At 60.5% G+C, this 25,641-nt stretch carries 17 protein-coding genes and 1 pseudogene; 10 read left to right on the top strand and 8 right to left on the bottom strand.

Going from position 1 to position 25,641, the window contains the following annotated elements; genetic code table 11:
- Positions 1 to 119: 119 nt before the first annotated feature.
- From IPP88_17635 to IPP88_17645, 3 genes are all read right to left on the bottom strand, one after another.
- A complete protein-coding gene (locus tag IPP88_17635) occupies positions 120 to 3,251 on the bottom strand; it encodes an MdtB/MuxB family multidrug efflux RND transporter permease subunit (protein MBL0124466.1) in 3,132 nt (1,043 codons plus the stop codon).
- 8 nt (positions 3,252 to 3,259) lie between these two features.
- A complete protein-coding gene (locus tag IPP88_17640; protein MBL0124467.1) occupies positions 3,260 to 4,693 on the bottom strand; it encodes an MdtA/MuxA family multidrug efflux RND transporter periplasmic adaptor subunit in 1,434 nt (477 codons plus the stop codon).
- Between the two features lie 657 nt (positions 4,694 to 5,350).
- Positions 5,351 to 6,118: an alpha/beta hydrolase gene (locus tag IPP88_17645; GenBank protein ID MBL0124468.1), complete on the bottom strand. Its 768-nt coding sequence runs from the start codon at positions 6,116 to 6,118 to the stop codon at positions 5,351 to 5,353.
- A 211-nt stretch (positions 6,119 to 6,329) separates the two neighbouring features.
- On the opposite strand from IPP88_17645, the gene IPP88_17650 reads away from it, so the two are divergent.
- The 10 genes and pseudogenes from IPP88_17650 to IPP88_17695 all read left to right on the top strand — a co-directional run bounded on the left by IPP88_17650 (position 6,330) and on the right by IPP88_17695 (position 17,650).
- On the top strand, positions 6,330 to 7,154 hold the full coding sequence (locus tag IPP88_17650; GenBank protein ID MBL0124469.1) for a FadR family transcriptional regulator: 825 nt from the start codon (positions 6,330 to 6,332) through the stop codon (positions 7,152 to 7,154).
- 65 nt (positions 7,155 to 7,219) lie between these two features.
- Complete coding sequence (locus IPP88_17655) at positions 7,220 to 8,626, top strand: FAD-binding protein (GenBank protein MBL0124470.1); 1,407 nt, start codon at positions 7,220 to 7,222, stop codon at positions 8,624 to 8,626.
- A gap of 62 nt (positions 8,627 to 8,688) precedes the next feature.
- Entirely contained in the window at positions 8,689 to 9,858 is a 1,170-nt protein-coding gene (locus tag IPP88_17660; GenBank protein ID MBL0124471.1) for a TonB-dependent receptor plug domain-containing protein, read from the top strand.
- The gene (locus tag IPP88_17665) at positions 9,753 to 10,952 is read left to right on the top strand and encodes a TonB-dependent receptor (protein MBL0124472.1); all 1,200 of its coding nucleotides are present in this window, start codon (positions 9,753 to 9,755) and stop codon (positions 10,950 to 10,952) included. Before IPP88_17660 ends, IPP88_17665 begins: the two co-directional genes overlap by 106 nt.
- 7 nt (positions 10,953 to 10,959) lie before the next feature.
- Positions 10,960 to 12,006: an alpha/beta fold hydrolase gene (locus IPP88_17670; protein MBL0124473.1), complete on the top strand. Its 1,047-nt coding sequence runs from the start codon at positions 10,960 to 10,962 to the stop codon at positions 12,004 to 12,006.
- Entirely contained in the window at positions 12,003 to 12,938 is a 936-nt protein-coding gene (locus IPP88_17675; GenBank protein MBL0124474.1) for an alpha/beta hydrolase, read from the top strand. Before IPP88_17670 ends, IPP88_17675 begins: the two co-directional genes overlap by 4 nt.
- Positions 12,935 to 13,888 (top strand): annotated as a pseudogene (locus IPP88_17680) (alpha/beta hydrolase). The gene IPP88_17675 and the pseudogene IPP88_17680 overlap by 4 nt, the downstream one beginning before the upstream one ends.
- Positions 13,889 to 13,957: 69 nt before the next feature.
- Positions 13,958 to 14,821, top strand: a complete 864-nt coding sequence (locus IPP88_17685; protein MBL0124475.1) for an esterase family protein — start codon at positions 13,958 to 13,960, stop codon at positions 14,819 to 14,821.
- Positions 14,822 to 14,896: 75 nt separating this feature from the next.
- Positions 14,897 to 16,237: an MFS transporter gene (locus IPP88_17690; GenBank protein ID MBL0124476.1), complete on the top strand. Its 1,341-nt coding sequence runs from the start codon at positions 14,897 to 14,899 to the stop codon at positions 16,235 to 16,237.
- Between the two features lie 6 nt (positions 16,238 to 16,243).
- The gene (locus IPP88_17695; protein ID MBL0124477.1) at positions 16,244 to 17,650 is read left to right on the top strand and encodes a mannitol dehydrogenase family protein; all 1,407 of its coding nucleotides are present in this window, start codon (positions 16,244 to 16,246) and stop codon (positions 17,648 to 17,650) included.
- Here the strand turns inward: IPP88_17695 and IPP88_17700 are convergent.
- The 5 genes from IPP88_17700 to IPP88_17720 all read right to left on the bottom strand — a co-directional run bounded on the left by IPP88_17700 (position 17,579) and on the right by IPP88_17720 (position 25,503).
- Positions 17,579 to 18,127 (bottom strand): hypothetical protein, encoded by a 549-nt coding sequence (locus IPP88_17700; protein MBL0124478.1) that lies wholly within the window; start codon positions 18,125 to 18,127, stop codon positions 17,579 to 17,581. The two genes, IPP88_17695 and IPP88_17700, sit on opposite strands and share 72 nt — an antisense overlap.
- Positions 18,128 to 18,557: 430 nt before the next feature.
- Positions 18,558 to 19,316, bottom strand: coding sequence for a hypothetical protein (locus IPP88_17705; GenBank protein MBL0124479.1), 759 nt, complete (start codon positions 19,314 to 19,316; stop codon positions 18,558 to 18,560).
- Positions 19,317 to 19,543: 227 nt separating this feature from the next.
- Entirely contained in the window at positions 19,544 to 20,947 is a 1,404-nt protein-coding gene (locus IPP88_17710) for an efflux transporter outer membrane subunit (protein MBL0124480.1), read from the bottom strand.
- Positions 20,948 to 20,960: 13 nt separating this feature from the next.
- The gene (locus tag IPP88_17715) at positions 20,961 to 24,212 is read right to left on the bottom strand and encodes a multidrug efflux RND transporter permease subunit (GenBank protein ID MBL0124481.1); all 3,252 of its coding nucleotides are present in this window, start codon (positions 24,210 to 24,212) and stop codon (positions 20,961 to 20,963) included.
- A gap of 16 nt (positions 24,213 to 24,228) precedes the next feature.
- A complete protein-coding gene (locus IPP88_17720) occupies positions 24,229 to 25,503 on the bottom strand; it encodes an efflux RND transporter periplasmic adaptor subunit (protein MBL0124482.1) in 1,275 nt (424 codons plus the stop codon).
- Positions 25,504 to 25,641 lie beyond the last annotated feature (138 nt).

Consider the following 25,641-nt stretch of genomic DNA (forward strand, 5'->3'; position numbering starts at 1 on the left):
TTGTCCTGAGTCGGCGCTCGCCAGACACTGCCGGTCGGATCGTCGCGCGTGTAGCTCCAAATCCAGCTCAACCAGGATTGTTATCCCGAGCTGGGCTTGGCATTCCTGCTCCCTATTCGCTATTCCCTACGCCCAATTCCCTGTTCCCCTTCAACCACTGATACGGATTGCTCCGAATGCTGCGGCGAATCGAACCGCCGCGCCAGCCGATCAAACGCCAGATAAATTACCGGCGTGGTAAACAGCGTCAACACCTGCGACACAATCAACCCACCGACCATCGTGATCCCCAGCGGGTAACGCAGTTCCGAACCCACGCCCGTCCCCAGCATCAGCGGCAGCGCGGCCAGCAATGCCGCCATCGTCGTCATCAGGATCGGCCGAAAACGCAGCAAGCACGCCTCGAAGATAGCTTCGCGCGCGGGCTTGCCGTGCTTGCGCTCGGCTTCGAGCGCGAAGTCGATCATCATGATGGCATTTTTCTTGACGATGCCGATGAGCAGGATGATGCCGATGATGGCAATGATACCGAGCTCAGTCCGCGACACCATCAGCGCCAGCAGCGCACCGACTCCTGCCGACGGCAGCGTGGATAGAATCGTAATCGGGTGGATGTAGCTTTCGTACAGTACGCCAAGCACGATGTACATGGTGACGATGGCGGCCAGGATCAGCAGCAGCGTATTGGTGAGCGAGGCGCGGAACGCCAGCGCCGCTCCCTGGAAGCCGGTACGCACGCTGGCGGGCATGCCCAATTCCTTCTCGGCGGCCTCAATGGCTTTCACCGCATCGCCCAACGCATTGCCGGCTTTCAGGTTGAAGGAAATGGTGGTTGCGGGAAATTGTCCGATGTGATTGATCGCCAGCGACGCATTTTTTTCCGTGACGGTGGCGATCGCCGAAATCGGCACCTGCTGCCCGGATGATGCGGTGACATAGATATCGTTCAACGCCGCCGGACCACGCTTGTATTCGGGCTTCACTTCCAGCACCACGCGGTACTGGCTCGCCTGCGTGAAGATGGTCGAGATCAGCCGCTGGCCGAAGGCGTTGTAAAGCGCGTTGTCGATGGCCGCCGTGGTCACGCCGAGGCGTGCCGCCGTGTCGCGATCGATGTTCACGTAGGCCTGCAAGCCCTGGTCCTGCAAATCGGAAGCGACGTCGGTCAATTGAGGAAGCGACCCAAGTTTTTCTACCAGCTTATGCGTCCACTCGGACAATACGTCGGCATTGGCGCTCTCAAGCGTGAACTGATACTGCGTGCGGCTGATGCGGTCTTCAATCGTCAAGTCCTGCACCGGTTGCATGTAAAGCGCAATGCCTTCCAGTTTCGCGAGGCGCGGCTTGAGACGTTCGATCACGTCGGAGGCCGTGAGTGGTCGCTGGGCATGCGGCTTCAGATTGATCAGTACGCGTCCATTGTTGAGCGTGGTGTTGCTGCCGTCCACGCCGATGAACGACGATACGCTTTGCACGGCCGGGTCTTCCAGAACAGCCTGCGCCAACCTGCGCTGGCGTTCCGCCATGCTTTCAAACGAAACAGACTGCGGCGCCTCAGAAATTCCCTGGATGACGCCGGTATCCTGTATCGGGAAGAAACCTTTTGAGACGAATATGTAGAGCAGCACCGTTAGCGCCAGCGTGCCGATCGCCACCCATAGCGTCGCCGTCTGACGGTCCAGCACCCAGGTCAGAATCTTGCCGTAACGGGCGATGATGGCATCGAACCATTCGCCGGTCACACGATAGAAGCGGCCCTGTTTTTCCGGCGGGGTGTGCTTCAACAACCGTGCGCACATCATCGGCGTCAGGGTCAGCGACACCACCGCGGAAATCAGGATGGATACGGCCAGCGTGATGGCGAATTCGCGAAACAGGCGGCCGACCACGTCGCCCATGAACAGCAGCGGGATGAGCACCGCGATCAGCGAGAACGTCAACGAAATAATGGTGAAGCCGATCTGCTCGGAACCCTTCAGAGCCGCTTCCATCGGACTGTCACCTTCCTCGATGTAGCGCGAAATATTTTCAATCATGACGATTGCGTCATCCACCACGAAACCGGTCGCAATCGTCAACGCCATCAGTGAGAGATTGTTGATGGAAAAATCCGCCAGATACATGACCGCGAATGTGCCGATCAGCGAAAGCGGCACCGCCACGCTGGGAATGATGGTGGCCGAGAAATTGCGCAGGAACAGGAAGATCACCATTACCACTAGCGCGACAGCAAGCAGCAGTTCGAATTGCACATCCTTCACCGACGCGCGAATGGTGACGGTACGGTCGGTCAACACCATTACATCGATTGATGCCGGCAACGCCGCGGTCAGGTTCGGCAGCAATTGTTTGACGCGATCAACTACCTCAATCACGTTGGCGCCTGGTTGGCGCTGGATATTGAGAATGATCGCGGGTGTGTCATTCATCCACGCGGCCAGCTTCACGTTCTCGGCGTCTTCGATGACGTCGGCGACATCGGTGAGATAGATGGGCGCGCCATTTTTGTAAGCGATGACGATGGCGCGGTATTCGGCTACCGAGCGAAGCTGATCGTTGGCGTCAATGGTGTAGGCGCGCACCGGGCCGTCAAAGCTGCCCTTGGCCTGGTTGACGTTGGCGGCCGCAATGGCGGTGCGCACGTCTTCAAGATTGATACCGGTGGCCGCGAGCGCCTTGGGGTTGGCCTGTATGCGCACGGCGGGCCGCTGCCCGCCCGACAGCGTCACCAGCCCCACGCCCTGTAATTGCGAAACCTTCTGCGCGATCCGCGTATCAACAAGGTTCTGCACCGCCGGCATCTGCATCGTTTTAGAGGTGATGCCAAGCGTAAGAATCGGCGCATCGGCCGGGTTGACCTTGCTGTAGATCGGCGGCGCGGGCAGGTCAGTCGGTAGCAAATTGCTGCCGGCATTGATGGCGGCCTGCACTTGCTGCTCCGCGACATCAAGGGACAGTGTCAATTCAAACTGCAGCGTGATCACCGAGGCGCCACCCGAACTGGTCGAGGACATCTGCTTCAAGCCCGGCATCTGGCCGAACTGCCGTTCCAGCGGCGCGGTGATGCCCGACGTCACCACATCCGGGCTGGCGCCCGGATACATGGTGACTATTTGAATCGTCGGGTAATCGACTTCAGGCAGCGCCGACAGCGGCAATTGGCGATAGCCGAGAAAACCCGCAAGCAGAATCGCCACCATCAGCAACGAAGTGGCAACCGGACGAAGTATAAACAGGCGTGAAGGATTCATCGCGACAATTACTGGTTTTGCTGACGTTGCTCCTGCCGTTTCTTCCTGAACTCCGCCTTCTGCTCGTCGGTCATGCCTTCGAAGCGTTTGCGCATTTCCGCTTTTTGCTCATCGGTCATATCGCGAAATCCGCCTCCACCTTTCGGCGCATCGGGCGTCGCCTTAGTTGCCGCGGCGGGTGCTTTGGTGTCGACGCTTGCAGTTGCGGGCGCCTTCGAATCAACTGGCTTGCCTTCGGGCGCTTTGGTGTCAGCAGCCTTCTGTGCAGGCGCGGACCCGGGCGCACCCTCAGCCGGCTTTCCACCGCCCTTGCCACCCCACTGACCGCGCTTGCCTGGGTCGCCTGGCCCACGCTGGCGCGGCACAAACGGCACGGTCACTTCAACTTTCGCGCCTTCGCGTAGACGGTCAATGCCGTCCGTCACCACCACCTCGCCGGGCGCAATGCCCGATTCGATGGCGACATTGTCATTCTCCGTCGGCCCCATTTTCACGACGCGTAATGTGGTGGTCTTGTCTTCCTTTACCACGTAGACAATGGTGCCTTGCGCGCCGCGCTGGATGGCCGCGAGCGGGATGACCGTCGCCCCTTTGCGCGTATCGACGACCATCTTCACGTTCACGAACTGGTTGGGAAACAGCAGCCCGTCAGGATTCGGAAACTGTGCTTTCAGTTTGATGGTTCCCGTGGTCGTATCGATCTGATTGTCGGTACTGATCAGGAAGCCGGTGGCGAGCTTGTTTTTCTGCTCGCGATCCCAGGCATCGACGGCCAGTTTTTCACCGGCCTTCAACTGCTTGAGCACGCGCTGCAAATTATCCTGCGGGATGGTGAACACAACGGTAATCGGATCGATCTGCGTAATCACCACCAACCCGGTGGCGTCACTCGAACGAATCATGTTGCCAGGATCCACCTGCCGTAAACCGAGGCGCCCGGGAATCGGCGCGGACACTTTGGTGTAGCCCAATTGCAGCCGCGCATTGTCCACCTGCGCCTGATCGACCTTGACGGTGCCCTCGAACTGGCGCACCAGCGATTCCTGCGCGTCGAGCTGCTGTTTGGCGATCGAGTCCTGCGCGAGCAGGGTGCGATAGCGTTCGAGATCCAGCCGCGCATTGTTAAGCTGCGCCTGATCGCGCGCCAATTGGCCTTCGACTTGCGACAACGCTACCTGTAGCGGCTTCGGATCGATTAGCGCGAGCACATCACCAGCGCGCACGATTTGCCCTTCACGAAACAGCACATCCTGCAGCAAGCCATCGACCCGCGCCTTCACGGTCGCCACCTTGAGTGCCGCGACGGTGCCCAAAGCGGTCTGCACCAGATTTATGTCAGCCACTCGCGCGGGAACCGCGATCACCGGCTGTACGCGATTGGGATCAAATGCACCGAAGCGGCCGCCACCACCGCCTCCCTTGCCAGGAGCGCCACCTCCCATCGCTGGTACGTCCGCAGGTCCCGCCTTGGCGGCGGCCGCCTTGGAAGCGCCATCGCTAGAACGTGCCGAATAATAGTTGGCGTAATAGTAATAACCGCCCCCGCCGATCAAAGCTACTAACACGGCCGGGATGAGCCTATTTCGCACCCAAGCGGGGAGGCGCTGCCATTGCGATGAGGAGTCTAGTTGTTGTTGTTTTTGCATGGGAAGATGTGCGAAGGAGATTAAGAAAATGAACGGCGGTGCGGGGCTTGTTGTGGTTGGTGCCCGCGCGATTGGGGAAAGAAATCAGAATTCACTGAACGGCAGAGGACTGTTTCGGGTTGGATATCTTATCCTGTGCCGGGAATTTCCTGCATACATAACGCTGGACAAATGCCTGTCTGCTCACTCTGCCAGCGTTTGACCAGCCTCGGACACGTGAGTTTGTAAGTTATTGTAATCAGGCTGGCAAGCATTGTCGCCCATGCCGATCATTTACACAGGATGCACGCGCCGTCGACGTTGCCGCACCAGATTCAATAGCCACGATTTATCGAACTGGTCGACGGCACGCGTCGTCATCTTTCCGTCGTCAATGAACGCCGCGTCGAATGGCGCAAGTATCGAGCAGGCACCTTAATGCTGGTCGTGCCTGCAAAGCCGCCATGCGCAACTTCAGCCGGCAAACACTCGTTCGGCAAACGTATTTACGAGCCTGGCAAACTCGGTGCTGCGCAGAATGCTGACACCATGTTCGCAGTTTTCAAAGCGATGACTGGTCGCCTGCTGAGCCACGCTGAGAAAACCGGCCTCCTGCCGGACCATCCCCTTGTCGCAGGATCCGTTGACGACCAGCAGCGGTTGCTCGATGGCCGCAAACTTCCGTCGGAAGTCTATCCCGCGCAATGCGTGGACAGCCTGCTCGAACACGCCAAAACTGATACCTGCATCGACCATGGCGTGCACATCGTTTTCCGGCATGCCCATCTGGTTTATCAGCTTCGGAATCGTCCAGCCAATCAACCTGCGTTCACCGAACAGCGCGATAAGTGTTTTGAATGTGACAATCTTGAAGTAGTAAGGCAGCAACGCCATGCCCATCAGGTTTGCACTGCATCCCCCCAACACCATGCCTTTGAGTTGCTCGCGCGGCACAGAATTCGCCGACGCCATCGCGGTGTAACCCCCAAGTGAATCGCCGACAAGAATGACCGGGGCCGGCGCAACCGAATGCACTGCAGCCACCACAGTATCCACCGCGCCGTCGAGCGTGAAGCGTTCGTCACGCCGCGTGCCGTGGCCCGGCAAATCCGGCGTGAGCACGTGAAGGCGCGGGTCGAGATGCCTCCGTACGGCATCCCACATGTGACCGTTGCAGGTTGCACCATGTATCAGAATCAGGACAGGCGCTTCGATTTCAGGAGTGTCGGCGGGTTTCGACATGGTTTTCTCCGGCAGATAAATCCAATACCTATCATACAGGATTGAATTGTCTAGTAATGGTATTTACGATCCGAAAACAGAAATTCGCAGACATTAGCCTTCAATTTCTTAATTTAGTCGCCCGAAGCGCGGCTTCTCGGTGACAAAAATACCACAAAACGAGATTGAACACATTAAACATGTTTGACAGGTTAGCGATGCTGTACTAGAGTTGGTCGAACTGACAAGCAAGAAAGCCACAGGATTGAGCTCAATTACCACCCTGTCATCACTGGAACGCCCTACCTTATCAGCGCAAGTTGCACGGCATCTGCTGGCTTTGGTGACCAAGGAGCAATTGCGGCCTGGTGACGCCGTTCCTAGCGAAATTCAGATCGGCCTGGACTTGCAGGTCAGTCGCGGCAGCGTGCGCGAAGCCTATCGAACCCTTGCGGCTTTGGGAATCCTGGAGATTGAAGGCGGCCGCAAACCGCGGCTGCGCCCTATCGATCCAGGCGTATTGACCCACGTATTCGACTACGCGCTAAACACAGCCCAGGTCAGCCTCGCGCATGTACTGGAGACGCGTCGCGCCATTGAGCTGCAAACCGCACAGTTAGCCGCGCTGTACGCAACCGATGCGCAACGCGCGACGCTGCGCGAGCTGGTCGCCCAGATGCGTGCGGCGGGCGCCGACCACTCGCGCCGGGTTGCCAGCGACATGGCCATACACACCGTCATCGCCGAGGCAAGCGGCAATCCCCTGAACAGCCTGCTGCTTGGCGCCCTGCGCTCGCCGGTAGAGGCATCAGCGCGCATGCATCTTGACGACAGCCGCAGCGAAAGCGAACTGACTCGCGTCATCGATGCGCACGACGCGGTGGTCGAACGGATTTGCGCAGGCGACCCGGTGGGTGCTGCTTCGGCGATGTCGTACCACTTCGATCTCTCGCTGGTCCATGTCAAGCGTCAGGAAATGCAAGTGCGCGGGGCGAATGCGGGTAACGGCGCGGATAGTGCGCCTTCCGTCCGCAGCCCGGTTCAAATGGATACATGAATGATGCGAAGAAGATGCGCGCAAGAATTGTTTGCCCCTAAGCGCCAGTCAACCGGTCACGGCCAATGACTGCTCGCCAGCCCTTCTCTACGCCGCCTGGCGCGGTCAATCAGGCGATTGCCTTCCTGCAAACGCGCTTCGCCGACCGTGTCAACGTCTCGCGCGCGGTGCGCGAGCATCATGCGCGCGGCGAAGGCATCTCGATCAGCCTGCCGCCCGACGCGGTGGTGTGGCCGATCAATAAAGAAGAAGTTTGTGAAATCCTCGCGCGCTGCAACGAACTGGGCGTGCCAGTCATTGCCTACGGCGTCGGCAGTTCGCTTGAGGGGCATGTCAGCGCGCCACACGGCGGCATTTGTCTCGACCTTTCGCGTATGGACGCGGTGCTGGGCGTCCATGCAGAAGACGGCGACTGCGTGGTGCAACCTGGCGTCACCCGTGAGGATCTGAACAAGTATCTCAAAGGCACCGGCTTGTTCTTTCCCGTCGATCCGGGCGCCAATGCCTCGATCGGCGGCATGGTCTCCACGCGCGCGTCGGGAACCACCACCATGCGCTACGGTTCGATGGCGCATAACGTGATGGCGCTGGAAGTGGCACTTGCCGATGGCCGCCTGGTGCGGCTCGGCACGCGCGCGCGCAAATCCTCGGCCGGCTTCGATCTTGTGCATCTGATGATCGGCGCGGAGGGCACGCTCGGCGTAATCACCGAAATCACGCTGCGATTGCATCCGCTGCCGACCCACGTCGCGGCGGCGACGTGCGCGTTTCCCACCTTGAAAGACGCGGTCGAAGCGGTGACCGACATGTGCAACAGCGGCGTGCCGTTTGCACGCATCGAGTTTCTCGATGAACACCAGATCCGCGCCTGCAACCGTCACTCGCAGCTCGGCCTCGCCGAATTGCCGACGCTGTTCATCGAATTCCACGGCACCGAATTGGCAGTCAACGAGCAGACTGGTGTCGCACAGGAAGTCGCGATTGACCACGGCGGCATCGACTTCACATGGGCCACTCAGGCCGAGGACCGCGCCAAACTCTGGCGCGCGCGGCACCTCGCCTACTTTGCCGCGCTTGCCATGCGGCCCGGCTGCGTGAATGTGGTCGCTGATGTCTGCGTGCCGATGTCGGCCCTGGCGGAGTGCGTCGCACGCACCCGCGAGGACATCGACCGCGAGGGACTGGTGGCGCCGATTCTGGGCCATGTCGGCGACGGCAATTTTCACGTGATTTTCATGCCGATGCCCGACCAGCCGGCCGAACATCAGGCGGTTGAGCGCGTGTACAGCGCGATGATCACGCGCGCCCACGCGGCGGGCGGCACCTGCACCGGTGAACACGGTATCGGCATGGGCAAGAAGTCAAAGTTACTGGCGGAATGCGGCCCCGACGTCATCGCCCTCATGCAAGACATCAAGCGGGTTTGGGACCCGAAATCCATTCTCAATCCCGGAAAGATTTTTGGACCGTAATGCCGTGGCACAAGGTTGGCGATACCAGCGCAGTTTTCAAAACAGCAATGAGGAGAAATCAAATGAACACATCTATTACCCCACGCTTCACACGCAACACCATGGCACGGGCGGTCGCGAGTGCGCTGCTGTGTTCGGCCGCACCACTCGTTCAGGCACAAACCGCCGCATCGACGCCGAGCAACACGGAACTGCAAACGGTGGACAAGGTCGTGGTCAGTGCACAAAAACGCGAGCAAGCCGCGATCGACGTGCCGGCCTCGGTATCGACCGTCAGCGCCGATCGCCTGGCGCGCAGCGGCGCTGTTCGACTCGAGGATTACGCGGCGCAGATGCCGGGCCTGTCGGTCTCCGTCGTCTCCCGTGGCTTCACATCGGTGGTATTGCGCGGCATCAGCACCGGCATTTCGCAAGCCACGCCCGCAACCGCGTTCTATATCGACGAGGCGCCGATTGGCTCGATCACCGCCTATGCGACCGGCAGCACGCTCACGCTCGACCTTGACCCTTATGACTTGCGCCGCATCGAGGTACTGAAAGGCCCTCAAGGCACGCTCTATGGCGCCGGCGCCGTCGGCGGCCTGCTGCGCTATGTGGCAGAGCCTGCGGACACGAAACGTTTCGGTGGCAGCATCGCCTTTGGCGCCAACAAAGTGTCCCATGGTGGCGATGGCCATGAAGCGCGCGCATCAATCAATATCCCGCTTGCCGAGAATAGCGCCGGTTTGCGCATCAGCGCATTCGAGCGGGAAGATGCAGGCTACATCGACAACCCCGCCAAAAACCAGAGCGAAATCAACAAAGCCACCACGCGCGGCGGACGCGTGGCGCTCGATTGGAAAATCAACAAGGACTGGGGATTCCAAGTCTGGGGAATGACACGCAGCTTTCGCGCCGACGGCCTCGGTGTGCAGGACCTGACCGGACCGAATTTGACGCCCGTAACAGTGGAATTGGTCCACGCCGCCGCCACACCCGAAAAGCAGTCGACCAATTTCGACGTGTTCAACGCGACCTCAAAGGCCAGGCGGGTGATTTCAATATTGTCGCCTCAAGCACATACCAAAAGATCGACTCGAGCGTTATCGTCGATCAGACCCGCTCCCTGGGCGCGCTATTCTCGGCGGTGCTGCGCATTCCAGGCATCGGCGCGCAGACCCATCAGGTTATCAATACCGAACGCTGGTCGCAGGAATTGCGGGCGCGCAATTCTGCATTGGGCGACAAACTGAGCTACGAGGTGGGATTATTTCTGAACAAGGAAGACAGCACCAACCGCCTGCTGCAGGAAGACCTGTTTATCGCCGCCACAAACGCGCCACTGCCTTTGGGAAAACCCTTGTTCAACGCAATGTTGGGAGTTGAATACAAGGAGTACTCGGTGTTCGGCAACACGACCTACAGCCTCACGCCACAATTCGATGTCACTGCCGGTCTGCGCCACTCGAAGGACGAGCAGCATTTCTCGCAAAATTATCAGGCCTCGTTGGCAGTGGCCGCCCCGGTGGTCTTTGAACAGGATGTCTCGAACAAGAAGACAACATATCTGTTGAGCGGCATTTACAAGCCTGACAACAACACGGCCATCTATGGCCGTATCGCCACCGGCTATCGTGCGGGTGGGCCCAGCGCATTGCCGGCCAATCTGGGTCAGGCATTCTTCAATCCGGATTCGCTGACCAGTTTCGAACTGGGATTCAAGTCTGCATTCGCGGGAGGCTTGGCATCGGTCGAGGCGGCGGTTTTCACTACAGACTGGAAAGACATTCAAGTCCAGAAAGCCACCGTTGCCAATGGCACAACCTACCAGCATTTTGTCAACGCGGGCACAGCCAGGAGCCGCGGTGCCGAGGCGACGCTGCTCGTGTATCCGACCAAGGGCCTCACGCTTCGTGCGACCACCGCATTCACCGATTCGAAGCTGACCGAGGATGCGCCGGTGGTCAAGGGTCTGAACGGCGACCGCATGCCCTTTGTGCCGAGGGTGAGCGGGTCGGTCACAGCCGACTACCGCTTCCCGTTGGGGAACGGCTGGCAGGCCTGGGTGGGCGGATCGGTCGGCCGGATCGGCGAACGGCGCTCAAATTTCAGCCAGCAGCTCAACGCCACCAGCGTTCCGGCCTATACCACGGTCGGCCTTAATACCGGTGTCGATGTCGGCAACCTGCGCGTGACGGTCTCCGGCAAAAACGTGACCGACGTGCGCGGCCTCAACTACATCAATACGATTGGCCTGGCATCCGCCGCCAATCCCGTCGCCTATCCCTATGCCGCCGGCGTCATTCAACCGCGCACGATCGGCGTCGATCTGAGCTGGCAATTCTAGAAAAAAGGTGACGCTTCAAACTCACATCGCGCGCGACTTCCGCCTCGAAAGCGGGGCGGGGCTCGCCGAGGCGGTGACGGCATATCGAACGCTGGGACAGCTCAACGCAGAGGGTACCAATGCGGTATTGATTCTGCACGGCTACACCACTGGCCCCGCCATGCTTGACGCGGGCGCCAATGTGGCGGAGGGTTCATGGAGCGATTTAGTCGGTCCCGGCAAGGCAATCGACAGCAATCGCTATTTCGTGGTCTGCCCGAACATGCTGGGCTCAAGCTACGGCTCGACAGGGCCGGGCAGCATCGACCCCGCAACGAAAGAGCCGTATGGCATCGATTTTCCCGCCATTACGCTGAAGGACATTGTCGCGCTGCAGAAGCGTTTGCTCGATAACCTCGGCGTCACGCGGCTCGCCGCGGTCGCCGGCCCGTCGCTCGGCGGTTATCAGTCATTACAGTGGGCAGTGAGTTATCCCGCGTTCGTCGAACGCGTGGTCGCGGCGGTCAGCGCGCCGTTCAATCCTCCCTCTGCGGTTCAATCCACGCCGCTGAGAGCGCAGCTCGCACTCGAGCCGGCGTGGAACAGCGGCCACCCTGCGCCGGGCGCGATGCGCGATTGGCTGGCGCGCCTGCGTGTGGCCACGCTGACGCGTTACGGGGTCGACGCCGATCTCGCGCCGCGATTTCCTGATCAAACTGCGCGCGCGGCAGAAATACAGCGCCTCGCGATGGACTGGGCGGCAGTTTTCGACGCGTGTTCGCTGCTCACCCTCGCGCATGCCGCCGAGAACTTCGATTTGCGCGCGCGACTCAGCGAAATCCGCGCGCCGTTATTAATGGTGATGTCACGCAGCGACAGTGTGTTCTCGCCGCAACTCGCGCGCGAATTTGCACCCTTGCTGTCGGCGGCGGGTGTGCGCTGGTCCTATTTCGAACTCGACAGCAACAAAGGCCATTTCGCCTCCGGCGCGGACGCGCATCTCTGGTCGGACACATTGCGGGAATTTCTTTCGACTGCGCCGATGGACTGGGTACCACAAGGGATGACAACATGAGTTTGCCCGGGCGCATTGGGCGCGGAATTCTGATCTTTCTCAGCGCCCTGATCGCTGCGGTGCTGGTCGCGGGCGTCGGCTTTATTGGCGCAGGAGAATGGAAGTACCGCAATGCTGCGAGCGCGCCTTTGGGCGGCGTGACCATCATACCGGCCACGAACCCGACAAGCACAAGCGCCGGCACGATGCCGGTGCTGATCCTATTGCATGGCGCGGGCCTGAGCGGACGCATGTGGGATCCTGTGCGCCGCGGACTCGACACACGCTACCGTGTCATCGCGCTCGACCTGCCGGGCCATGGCGTGCGGCGCGAGGAGAAATTCACGCTTCAAGGCACGGCGGCGGTGGTCGCGGCAGCGGCACAATCGGTAGCGCCCGCGCCGGTGATACTGATTGGCGATTCGCTCGGCGGTTATTCCGCCATCGCCGCGGCAGCGTCCATCCCGAAGTCGCAACTGCGCGGCCTGGTGATTGCCGGGGCGGCTGCGAATTTCGAAAACGCCGACTACCTCCGATACATGCGCGATGTGACGATCATCGGTATCCTCGCCACCTTCATCGACGAAACCGAATTCCTTTCGAAACGGCTTTACAAGTTTGGCGTCTCTGAGGAAGACGCGCGCGCGATGACCGCCGGCGGCCTGAGCGCGCGCGCCGTGCCCGCCGCCGTTCGCGCGATGATCGGCGTCGACTTCCGCGAAAAGCTGGCAGCCATGACCGTGCCGGTGTTATTTGTCAATGGCTCGCTGGACACACGCAAGCGCCTGCAGGAAGCGGAGTTTCTTGCGGCCGCGAAGAACGGGCGCGTTCATATCATCGAGAACTGCGAGCACGGCGTGAGCATGCGCCGCAGTGCCGAATTCGCGCAGATCGTGAATGAGTTCGCAGCGCGCGCTTTCGCGTCAACACCTCCTGAAGCCGTCAGGCAATGAACACCCGCCACCTGCTTGACCCGGAACTCGCCGTTGTCGTCGATCAACTGCCCGAGTCCCCGGTCACACGCGAAACGCTTGACGCGTGCCGCGCCAGCGTCGCTGCCGCCGTTGACTTGATCAAGGCGGCAACACCTGCGTATCCGAATATCGAAGTCACCGAGTCAAGAATTCCCGGGCCAGCCGCCGCACTCGATGTGCGTGTGCTGGTCTATCGCCCGCTCGGCCCGCACATTGCGCTTCCCGCACTACTCTGGATCCATGGCGGCGGCTACGTGGCGGGAAATCCTGAATGGGATGATTGGGCCGTCAAGACCATCGTCGATGACACCGGTTGCGTCGTGGTGTCGGTTGACTACCGTCTTGCCCCGGAAACGCCGCACCCCGGTCCGGTAGAGGACTGCTATGCCGCGCTGAAATGGCTGCATGGGCATGCAGGCGAACTCGGTGTCGACACGTCGCGCATCGGCATCGCGGGACTCAGCGCGGGCGGCGGCCTGTGCGCGGCGCTCGCATTGCTTGTGCGGGATCGCGGCGAAATCGCGCTCTGTTTCCAAGCGCCGTTGCAGCCGATGCTCGACGACCGCAGTGCGCTCGAATCGTATTCGCATCCGACCGTGGGCGAATTTATCTGGAAAAAAGACTACAACCATTTTGGCTGGACCGCATTGCTCGGGCACGAACCCGGCCGCGATGGCATTTCGCATCATGCGGCGGCGGCGCGGGCCGAGGATTTGAGCGGCTTGCCGCCCACCTTTGTCGCGATCGGCGCGCTGGATCTTTTCCTCGAGGAATCGATCGAGTATGCGCGCCGGCTGACGCGCGCCGGCGTGCCAACCGAATTGCATGTGTACCCCGGCGCCTGCCATGGTTTCAATTTGCTGGCGCCTGCGGCGCGGGTTTCACAGGACTTTCAACGCGACTTCATCGCCGCGTTGCGGCGTGGACTGCGAATCGATGCGGCGCCGGCTGCTCCCGACCCCGTTGCAAACACCGCGTTGATGGATCAGCTCGCAGCGATGCTGCCCGGCCTGCCCGCGCAGGATCGTGCCCGGTTTGCGATGAGCCTCAGCGTCCCCGAGCCATATGTGCCGGGCGCTGATTCGCTGCCGCAACCGGACGTGCCGCGTGGCACGCTAAGCGCGCACCAATGCGCACCGGGCGCCATTTATCCCGGCGTGGCGCATGACTACACGCTCTATGTGCCGGCCCAGTACGATGACACCCGGCCGGCTGCAATGATGGTATTCCAGGACGGCGCGCGCTATCTCGGCCCGGAACTGAATGCGGCAACGGTGCTTGATAACCTGATCCATGCCGGCGTGATGCCACCGACCGTCGCCGTGTTTGTTCAGCCCGGCGCCAGCGGGCCCGGCCTGCCGATCTACGGCGGACAGGACAACCGCAGCATCGAATACGACTCATTGGGTGATGCGTATGCGCATTTTCTCCTCGACGAACTTTTGCCTGAAGCGACTAAGGGCCTCAACATCAGCAACACACCCAGTTTGCGCGCGATCTGTGGCCTCAGTTCGGGCGGCATTTGCGCGTTCAATGTCGCCTGGGAACGGCCCGACGCCTTCGGCAAGGTCGTCAGCCATTGCGGCAGTTTCGTGAACATTCGCGGCGGGCATGAACTCGCTCCCGCCATCCGTCGTGCGCCACCCAAATCACTGCGCATCTTTTTGCAAACCGGCAAGAATGATCTCAACATCATTTTCGGCCATTGGGTCAATGCCAATCGCGAGTTGGCTGCAGCACTCGAATACGGCGGCTACGATCACCGTCTCGTGGTTGGCGAAGGCGGGCATTCGCTGAAGCACGGCGGAGCCATTTTTCCCGACACGCTGCGCTGGCTGTGGCGCGACTGGCGCACCGCCTGATGTATCGGGCTCAAAGGACCTTCGTCACTCCGCTGCCGTGGCAGACGCATCCGCAAACCTCCCAGAGGAACTCACATGAAATCTGAATTGACGATCACGACCGCCCCCGTGGCACCCGAAATGGCACGCGCGGTCGCACAGGATGGCGCGCACAGCGATGCACCCAGCGACGGCTATCGCACCTACGTCCTGATCGCCCTGTCGGTGGTCGGATTCATGTGCGCCGTCGACAAAGTGGTCATTTCAATGTTCATGGAGCCGATCAAGAAGGAATTCGGTTTGAGCGACACCGAACTCGGCTTGTTAACCGGCGTGGCCTTCGCGGTGCTCGGCGCCATCGCTTCGGTGCCGCTGGCGCGCTGGGCCGATCGCGGCAGCCGAAAATGGATCATCGGCGGCAGCTTCGCGGCCTGGACGGTCATGACCGCGGCGTCGGGCATGGCGATGAACTTTGTGCAGTTGCTGGCCGCGCGCGTCGGCGTCGGTATCGGCGAAGCCGGTTGCATCCCGGCCACCCATTCGATGCTGGGTGACTACTACCCGCGCGAACTGCGGCCCCGCGCCCTGGCCGCGCACAGCGCTGGCACCTACCTCGGACTGCTGGGCGGCATGTTCGGCGGCGGCATACTCGTGCAGACAGTCGGTTGGCGCGCCGGCTTTATCTGGCTCGGATTGGCGGGGCTGGTGATGGCGGCGATCTTTCACTTCACTGTCCGCGAACCGGCGCGCACCGTCGCCTTGCCGCTGGCCGGCGCCGCACCCGGTGAGAGCCTGATTTCGCAGCTGGGCGACCTGCGCGCGTTCGGATTCCTGATCGTTGCATTCGCCACCACGTCCCTGGCGGGCTCGTCGATCATGGTCTGGCTGCCCAGCTATTTCACGCGTGCGTTCGCGCTTTCGCCGATGCAAATCGGCCTCGGCCTCGGAATGTGCATTGGCCTCGCCACTGCGTTCGGTTCCATCATCGGCGGCCAGCTCGCCGTTAAATATGCGCATCATTCCAGATCCTGGGGCGCGGGTTACTCCGCCATCGTCACCATCGCCGTGATGCCGTTCTATCTCGGCAGCTTTCATGCGCCTCATCCGATGCTCGCGTTCGCCATGTTGTTCATGGCATTCCTGATTGCCGGCTCCATCCTCGGCCCGGTATTCTCGACGCTGCAGGATCTCGTCGCGCCGAACGCGCGTGCAACGGCGCTGGCGGTCGTTGCGATGGCCGGCGTGCTGATCGGCCAAGGTTGCGGTCCGCTGCTGGTCGGCGTGATCAGTGACGCTCTGCACATCGAAGGGTCGAACGCGGAAGGCCTGCGCATGGCGATGACCATGGTGGCGCTGGTGAATTTCCTGACCATCGTCGCGTTCTGGATGCTGAAGCGGCGCATTGACTTACTGTCGACTCGCGCCGCCGCAGCGTAGCGTGGCATGCCCGCGACCCAGGTCATTCTTCATCTCGGCATAGGTTCTTTCCACCGCGCGCACCAGGCCGTCTACCTGCAGAGGCTGATCGATGCGGGTGACGTGTCCTGGACGCTGGCCGGCGGCAACACCCGCCCCGACATGGCCGATACCGTTGCCGCCTTGCAAGCGCAGGGTGGCGCGTACACGCTTGAAACCGTGACGCCGGCAGGTGAACGGCGATATGAAACAATCCGCGCGATCAAGACCATCGTGCCCTACGCCCCCGGTCTCGCGGGACTGATTCGCATTGGCGCCGACCCGGCGACGCGCATCATTTCGTTTACCGTGACCGAAGCCGGCTACTACCTGGATGCCAACGATAAACTGGATTTTTCCTTTGCCGATCTCGCCGGCGACATGGCGCGCGCGCGCGATGGCCTCGCCGGCGGCACCACCGCAGTTACCATTTACGCCGCGTTGACCGCGATCCTGCGCAAGCGGCGCCGCAATAACGCCGGCAAAGTCACGCTGTTGAACTGCGACAACCTGCGCCATAACGGCGACCGTTTTCGTGGCGGTTTCATGCAGTTTCTCGAACAGGTAGGCGACGCCGGATTGCGCAATTGGGTTGTCGCGAATACCAGCAGCCCCAACGCGATGGTCGATCGCATTACGCCGCGGCCTGCATCCGATCTGCGCGAACGCGTACGCGACGCAACCGGTTGGGACGATGGCGCGCCGGTGATGGCGGAGAGTTACATCCAATGGGTCATTGAAGACGATTTTTGCAATGGGCGCCCGGCGTGGGAAAAAGTCGGCGTGCAAATGGTTGCTTCGGTCGCGCCGTATGAAGAAGCCAAGATCAGGATTCTCAATGGCAGCCACAGTTGCATTGGGTGGGCGGGAACTCTTGCCGGTTACGGGTTCATTCACGAGGGCGCGCGCGATGATCGCATTCGCCGCTTCGCCCACGAGTACATCACCGCCGATGTCATCCCCTGTCTGCGACCCAGCCCAATCGATCTTGAAACCTATCGCGACCTGGTGCTCGAAAGATTCGGCAACGCAGCACTGGCCGACACCAACCAGCGCGTCGCGATGGATAGTTTTTCGAAGTTGCCGGGATTCATCGTGCCGACTATTCGCGAGCGATTGGCGCGAAATGAGTCGATTGCCGCCATCGCCATGCTGCCGGCGTTATTTCTCGCATTCCTGCAGCGCTGGCATCGCGGCGATTTGCCGACGCCGTACCAGGACCAGGCGATGGACGCCGCCGCCGCGCATGCAATATGTGCAGCCGCCGATCCGATCGGCGCCTTTTGTCATGATCGCGTTCTCTGGGGTGCGTTGGCCGGTGATTCACGACTGATCGATGCTATGCGATCCGCCAGCGAAAAAGTGGCGGTCTTCGTCCGACAGTCCCAGCCGTGAAGGTTTTCCGCATTTTGACCCGCAGGCAATATGTATCCTGAAGACTCGCTGGGGAGGGCGAGCGATGCGCGTGTCGCAGGTGTGCCGCATGCCATCGACCCGCGCCTTCACGGTCGCCACCTTGAGTGCCGCGACAGTGCCCAAAGCGGTCTGCACCAGATTTATGTCAGCCACTCGCGCGGGAACCGCGATCACCGGCTGTACGCGATTGGGATCAAATGCACCGAAGCGGCCGCCACCACCGCCTCCCTTGCCATGAGCGCCGCCTCCCATGGCTGGTACGTCCGCAGGTCCCGCCTTGGCGGCTGCTGTTTTGGATGCGCCGTCTAAGGCTGGTACGGAGTAGTAGTTGACGTAATAGTAGTACGCGCCCCCACCGATCAGGGCAACCAACGCCACCGGGATAAGTCCTTTGCGTACCCAGCCGGGCAGGCGTTGCCATTGCGATGAAGCGAGCGATTGTTGTGTTTTTTGCATAATGAGATGCGCGAAGGAAATTCGGAAGTGAACGGCGGCGGGTGGTTTGTTGTTGGCTGCATCCGCGCGATTGGCGCGAGAAACCGGGATTCATTGAGCTGCCGGGATTTTTTTGCTGGGCTATCTTATCGCTTACATGCGAATTCCTGTGTACGTCGCCGCACAAACGCTAGTTTGCGGACAAGTCGGGGTTTGACCAGCCGCGACCTACCGAGTTTGTAAGCGTTTGTAATATTGCCACGGAGGATTCTAGCCGCAGGGAAGCGGGTGGCTATGACGATTTACTATCCCGCCGGTCAAATACACAAACTCTAGCGCTGGCGCGGCTTCCGGCGGCTTTTTGCTCTGCAACTCCCGCCAGCGCTAGAGTTTCGCAATTGCTTCAAATCTCTGCAATTTTGAAGTTCCATATTGTTTCGCCCCACAACCGCTATCGATCGGGCACGGCAGTGGAGTTCAATATATCCAAGGGAATGGCAAAATTCCTGCGCGTGTCTGATTGAAATTCAGCCATCAGAATCGTGGATCCGTCTGGCAATGAAGTCACTTCGGCCAACTTTTCATCTGGCACATTCACCAGCAATCCGTCCAACGTCATGCCGTGCTTCTCAAGGCTTACGCGAGCAATTTGCACCCATCGTAAATTGGCTTCAGCATGTTGTCGTCCGGACGATCCCGGCGTGGTACGCCTGAATTCTGCCTGCATATGATTGTCGCGAGCGTCCAAATAGGCACGGAAATCTTGCGCTAGCTGCTTGTCGACGGCAGGCGTGCCCATGCGATCTGGCGCGCCCATGGACAACTGGTCGTTACCGACAGTACGAAGTAGTGCCAAAACCCGGCCACCTATCTTTGAAACGTATTGGCTGGCCACTTGCAAGGTTACGCGGCGCGCAAACAACACCAATATCTCACTGGTTGGAGGCAATAATAATGATGCATCGTTGGACGTTTGCGGCACAATTCCAGCTTGCGATGATTCTCCGCGGGGGCGAATAGCGAGCCTGAGCTGGCGCTCTCGTTCGAACGCTTGATTGCCTGCCTGGATCCGCTCGCGAAGAGAGGATCGATACGCAGCCTGAGTCGCCTCGTATTTTGATACTTTGTCAAGCGGCGGTCCTATATCCGCTCTCGCGTGATGCGAGAAAACCGTCGCACTGAGGAGAACACTCGCACATAGCATTTTCATTGCATTCCAGCCTTTGACGAGACTAATTGACGCCAATCGAAACCGCGATCAGTTCATGCACTGGAACAATCGTAACGACATTTTCGATGTTGCATCACATGAGTCACGAAATTGCTAGTGGGAATAATGAAGTCGAAAGGCCAAGGGGCAATCGGCGGTTTGCCCGTGATCGCCAACTACTATTCGACACTCAGCATCGCAAGGTTTTCCTCCGACCGAACTACTGATCAACCGCCCAATGCCTTATACAAATCCGCGACCGCCGCCCTCAAACCACGCTCAGCCTCAATACGATTAAGTTCCGCCAGCAGCAGGCCACGCTCGGCATCAATCACATCCAGCTGGCTCGCTACGCCATTTTCATAGCGCAGCTTGGCGAGGTTCCACGACTTGCCGAGCGAGCTTACGCGCCGCGTTTCGATTTCGAATACTTCGCGCGCGGCGGTTTGCGCCTGGATGGCATCCTGGACTTCGCGGAACGCATTCGCAATCGCGCTCCGGTATTGCGCGAGCGCCTGTTCATTGCGTGCTTCCGCGACATCCACTTGACGGCCAACGCGCCCCGCGCCCCACAACGGCTGCGTGAGGTTGCCGGCAAAATTCCAGATTCGTGCGGGGCCGCTGAACAAATCGCCCAGCGCGCTGCTTTCGCCGCCGAACAATCCGGTCAGGCCAATCGACGGGAAATAAGCCGCACGTGCAACGCCGATGCGCGCATTGGCCGCAACCAGTTTCTGTTCGGCTTCGATCAGGTCCGGGCGCCGCAACAGCAGCTCCGACGGCAGACCCGCCGGCGCAACGATGCTGGTGCCGGGCATCGCCGTGCCCGGCGGCGCGGACACACGATCGACCTTGCCCGACATGATTTCGCGCGGTGAACGCCCGAGCAGCACTTTGAGTGCCCGCTCCTGATTGCCACGCTGGCTCTGCAATGGCGGCAGTTGCGCGCGCCCGGCATCGACTTCCGCCGAGCGCTGCTGATAGTCAAATTCTGAAATAACGCCGGCGTCGAAACGCTTTTTCTGCATATCGAGTGCCTCCTGTCCGCGTCTGATGCCGAGCTCGATCGCGGCAGTGCGCGCATCGAGTGACTGCAGGTTGAAATAACCCTGCACCACCTGTGTGGCCATGGACAGGCGCAACGCATCGCGATTGGCTTCCACCGACAATAGGTCGGCGCGAGCCGCTTCCGAGCCGCGCCGATATTTGCCCCAGAAATCGATCTCATAGGAGACGTTCAGGGTCGCGCGGTTGGTCGTGGTTTGCACCGGCTGGCCTGGTCCTGAATTGTTGCTGGCCTCGGAATTTCGATTGCGGGTGCGCGAAGCGGTCGCGTAGGCGGATGGCAATTGATCAGAAACGGCGAGCCCCAATTGCGCTTGCGCTTCTGTTACCCGTGCCGCCGCCGCGGACAAATCCAGGTTGTTCTTCAATGCCTCATCCATGATGAGGTTCAACACTGGGGCGTTAAACGTCTTCCACCAGTTGCTCGACGATGCGGCAATGGTGGCGCCCGCCGGCGCCACGGCGTGGCTCGAAGGCAAATCCATTTTCGGACGCTGGTAATCCGGGCCGACGGTGCAACCGGCCAGCAACGCTCCGATTGTGATCGCGATGAGTGTGGGTTTCATGGTCATTTTCATCTTAGCGTTGATCCGCCGGCAGTGAATGATGTCCCGGCGCGGGTACCACCTTGCGCGTGGCCAGTGCATGTGCGTGCGATGCCTCGGTACGAATATCTTCCTCGCTTCGCGATTCATTCAGTTTTCGGTCGGTAATCACCTTGTAGAACAGCGGCACAAAGAAGATCGCCAGAAAAGTCGCCGCCAGCATGCCGCCCATGACACCGGTTCCCACCGAATGCCGTGCGCCCGCGCCGGCCCCGGACGAAAACGCCAGTGGCGCGACACCGAGGATGAATGCCAGCGACGTCATGAGAATCGGCCTGAACCGCAGCCGCGCCGCTTCCATGGCCGCCGCCGCCGCACTCATGCCCTCCTGCGATTTGTACACCGCGAATTCCACGATCAGGATCGCGTTCTTCGCCGCCAGTCCCAGCAGCGTCACCAACCCGATCTGGAAATAGACATCGTTGGTTAGCGGCGCGCTGCCGAAGAACATGCGCGCATATCCGCCCAGCCATACCGCGACCAGCGAACCAAAGATACCGAACGGCATTGCCAGCAGCACCGACAGCGGCAGCGACCATTTCTCGTATTGCGCGGCAAGAATCAGAAACGCCATGACGGCGGCGAGCATCAACGCCAAGCCGGACGTACCGGACGCACGCTTTTCCTGAAACGACGAACCGGTCCAGTCGAAGGTCATATCGGACGGCAATACTTGCGCGGCGATTTTTTCCATTTCGGCGATCGCTTCACCCGAGGATCTACCCGGCGCGGCCTGGCCCATCAGTTTCACGGCAGGCAGATTGTTGTAACGGTCCAGTGTATCCGGGCCGGCAGAGTGTTCGATGTTGGCGAACGCGGAGACCGGCACCATCGCGCCACGATCGCTGCGGACGAATATGCGGCCAATGTCATCGGGACGCTTTCGGTACTGGCTGTCGGCCGACATCAGCACCTGCCAGGTGCGGCCGTACTTGTTGAAGTCGTTCACGTAGTACGTACCCAGCGTGGCAGCAAGCGTGTTGAACGCCGCATCCAGCGGGATGCCCAGCGCCTTGGCTTTTTCGCGATCCACATTGACCTTGAGTTGCGGTGACGCCGGACGCCACAGCGTCTGCACGCCGGCCAGCACCTTGCTCTGCGATGCTGCCCCCTGGATGCCGTACATGGCCTGCACCAGTTTTTCCGCCCCGCCCTCGCCTTTGTTCTGGATGTAGACTTCGAAGCCCGCGGTATTGCCAAGACCGAAGATCGGCGGCGGCGCGAAGGCCAGCACCATTGCCTCCTTGATGCCGCCGGTCTTCATGAAGAACTCTCCGACTAACGCCTGTACGGGAACGCTGCGCTCGTCCCAATGCTTCTGCGTGACAAAAATGGTCGCCGCGCTATTGCGGTAACCGCCGCCCAGCATATCGAAGCCGGTGAATGCCACCACGTCCGTGTTGTTCGGATTTGACTTGATTGCCGCGACCACTTCGGCCACGACTTTGTCGGTGCGATCGAGCGACGCGCCGTCCGGCAGGAACACGGCAGCGATGTAAAAGCCCTGATCTTCATCCGGCACCAGTGAGCCCGGCGTGGCTTTCCACAGACCTGCCGTGATCAGCACCATGCCGACGAACAGAATCACACCGAGCGTGCCGCGCTTGATCATCCACAGCACGCCGTGGGTGTAGCGTTTGGTGACGCGCGCGAACCAGCCGTTGAACCATGTGAAGAATTTTCCGGTCGGCCTGCTCGTGAGTTGTCCGTCCAGGCGATGCGCTTTCTTCAGCACGACCACGCACAGTGCCGGCGTCAGCGTCAATGCGACGATGCCGGAGATCACCACGGCAATCGAGATCGTCACCGCAAACTGCCGGTAAAGCTCGCCAGTCAGGCCGCCCAGGAACGCGATCGGGATGAACACCGATACCAGCACCAGCACAATGGCAATCACCGGTCCGGTGACTTCCTTCATGGCCTTGATCGCCGCGACGCGAACTTCCAGGCCTTCCTCGTGAATGATGCGTTCGATGTTTTCCAGCACGACGATGGCATCGTCGACCACGATGCCGATGGCGAGCACCATGCCGAACAGCGTGAGCGTATTGATCGAATAGCCAAGCAAATACAGGCCGGCAAAGGTACCAATCAGCGACACCGGCACGGCGGCAAAGGGAATCAGCGTGGCACGCCAGTTCTGGAGGAAAAGGAATACCACCAGGAACACCAGCGCCATCGCTTCCGCAAGCGTCTTCAATACTTCACGAATCGACACCTCGACAAAACGCGTGGTGTCGTACGGGACGGAATAGGCAAGCCCTTCCGGAAAACGTGTGGCCGCGGTGGCCAGTGTGGTCTTCACGTCTTTCGCCACGTCGAGCGCATTGGCGCCCGGCTGCAGGAAGATTCCCACCAGCGTGGCGGGCTTGCCGTTGATGCGGCCGATGAAATCGTAATCCTTCGAACCCAGCTCGACGCGCGCGATATTCTTCAATCGCAGCGTATTGCCATCGGGATTGGAGCGGACGATGATGTTCTCGAACTCCTCCACCGTGGCGAGGCGGCCCCGGGTGGTGACGGTGTACACCATGTCCTGTCCGCCACCATTCGGCGCCTGGCCGATCTTGCCGGCGGCAAACTGCGCGTTCTGTTCATTAAGCGCGCGCGCCACTTCATCCACGGTCACTTTCAGCTGCGTCATGCGATCCGGCTTCAGCCAGATGCGCATGGCGTAGTCCTTGGCGCCGAAGATCTGCACGCTGGTCGTGCCGGGCAGCCGCTTCAGGGTATCGAGCACATTCAGGGTGACGTAGTTGGACGTGTATAAATCATTGAAGCGGCCGTCAGGCGAATAGAACGCGACCACCTGAAGGAACGCCGACGAACCCTTCTCCACCGTCACGCCCTGGCGCCTGACTTCCTGTGGCAGCTTGGCTTCCACTTGTTTGACGCGGTTGTTGATGCTTTGCGCCGCCTTGTCGACGTCGGTGCCAATCTCGAAGGTCACCTGGATGGTGACGAAGCCGTTCGACGACGACGTGGAAGACATGTACATCAGGCCTTCCAGACCTGTCAGGGCATTTTCGATCGGCGCGGCAACGGTCTGCTCGACCACTTCGGCCGACGCGCCCGGATAGATGGCGGTGACCTGTACGACGGGTGGAGAAATCTCCGGATACTGCGCAATAGGCAGGGCACGCATCGCCGCCAGTCCCGCAATCACGATGAAAATCGAGATCACGAAGGCAAAGATGGGCCGGTCAATAAAGAAGCGGGAGAACATGGGAGGGACCTCTCGCTTACTTCTTGGATTCAGAAGCACTTGGGGCTGCGCCCTTGCCTTGCGCTGGCGCGGCTTGCGCCGCAGCAGCCTTGGCGGCTTCTTCAATGGTCATGGGTTGAACAGGTTGACCTGGCGCAAAGATGCGTGCCATGCCATCGATGATGACCTGATCACCCGCCTTCAGGCCCTGGCGGATGATCCACGCGTTTGCGTTGTTGCCATTGAGCGTCACCCATTCACCTGGGACGACTGGCCGCGACTCAGCGGCGGGCTTGCCGTCCGCACCCTTGCCAACCACGTAGACATATTTACCCATCGGACCATCGAGCACCGCGCGTTGTGGTACGGCAATCGCCCCGGGCCGCGAGGCGCCCGTGAGTACGACGCGCACGAATTGTCCCGGCGCCAACAAGCCGTCACCATTCGGAAATACCGCGCGCGCCGCATAAGCACCGGTATTCGCATCGGCTTTATAATCGCTGAAGTTCAATTTACCGACCGGCTTCAGCGGCTGGCCTTCGGAAGTCTTCAGCTTCACCACATAACCGGACGCGGGCAGCTTCAGTGATCCGGCAGCGAGCTCGTTCTGCGTGGCGCTGCGATCGCTGTCGGCAATCGCGAAGTTGACATGCATGGGATCGGTCTGCGCGAGCGTGGCGAGCAGGCTGTCGCCCGCCGCATTGGCGAGTGCGCCTTCCACTTTCAGGGCGCGGCCGACCACGCCGGATATCGGCGCGCGGATATCGGTGTATCCAAGATCCACACGCGCCGCCTGCAACTGCGCCTGCGCCTGCTTGAGTTGGGCGCGCGTCACGTCGAGCGACGAGGCCGCCGTGTCCCATTCCTTCTGGCTGATCGCCTTCGCCTCCACCAGCGGTTTCAGGCGAGTGTATTCGCGCTCGGCGAATTTCCAGTTGGCGTCTGCCGTGGCGACGCCGGCCTCTGCCTGCGCGGCCACCGCGGCATATGTCGCCGCATCAAGCTTGAACAGCGGCTGGCCGGCTTTCACGGCCGTGCCTTCTTCATATAGACGTTTTTCGACGATGCCGTTCACGCGGGCGCGAATTTCGACTTCGCGCGAGCCATTGGTCTGGCCGACGAATTCACGCTCGACCGGAATCTCACGCGCGGCGATCACCTCATACGTGACCATCGCCGGCGGCATGCCGTGAAAGCCGCCGGGTGCACCGCCTTTGTCGCAGGCGGCGAGCGTGGCCAAAAGCGCCAGCGCCGTCGCGGACAACGAGGGACGCAATGGGGAATGCGATGACGAGAAAAGTCGGGCATGCATGGAATGTTCCTTTCGCTCGGGGCGAGCGTTACGCTTTGCGGCGCAGATAGCCGTAATGCCCCTTGATTGTTTTTGATGGCGAGAATTCCGGGAAGGTCGTATACTACATACATTCACGGATGTATGTAAAGCGGATTT

The sequence above is a fragment of the Betaproteobacteria bacterium genome (assembly GCA_016720925.1).
Lineage (GTDB): Bacteria > Pseudomonadota > Gammaproteobacteria > Burkholderiales > Usitatibacteraceae > UKL13-2.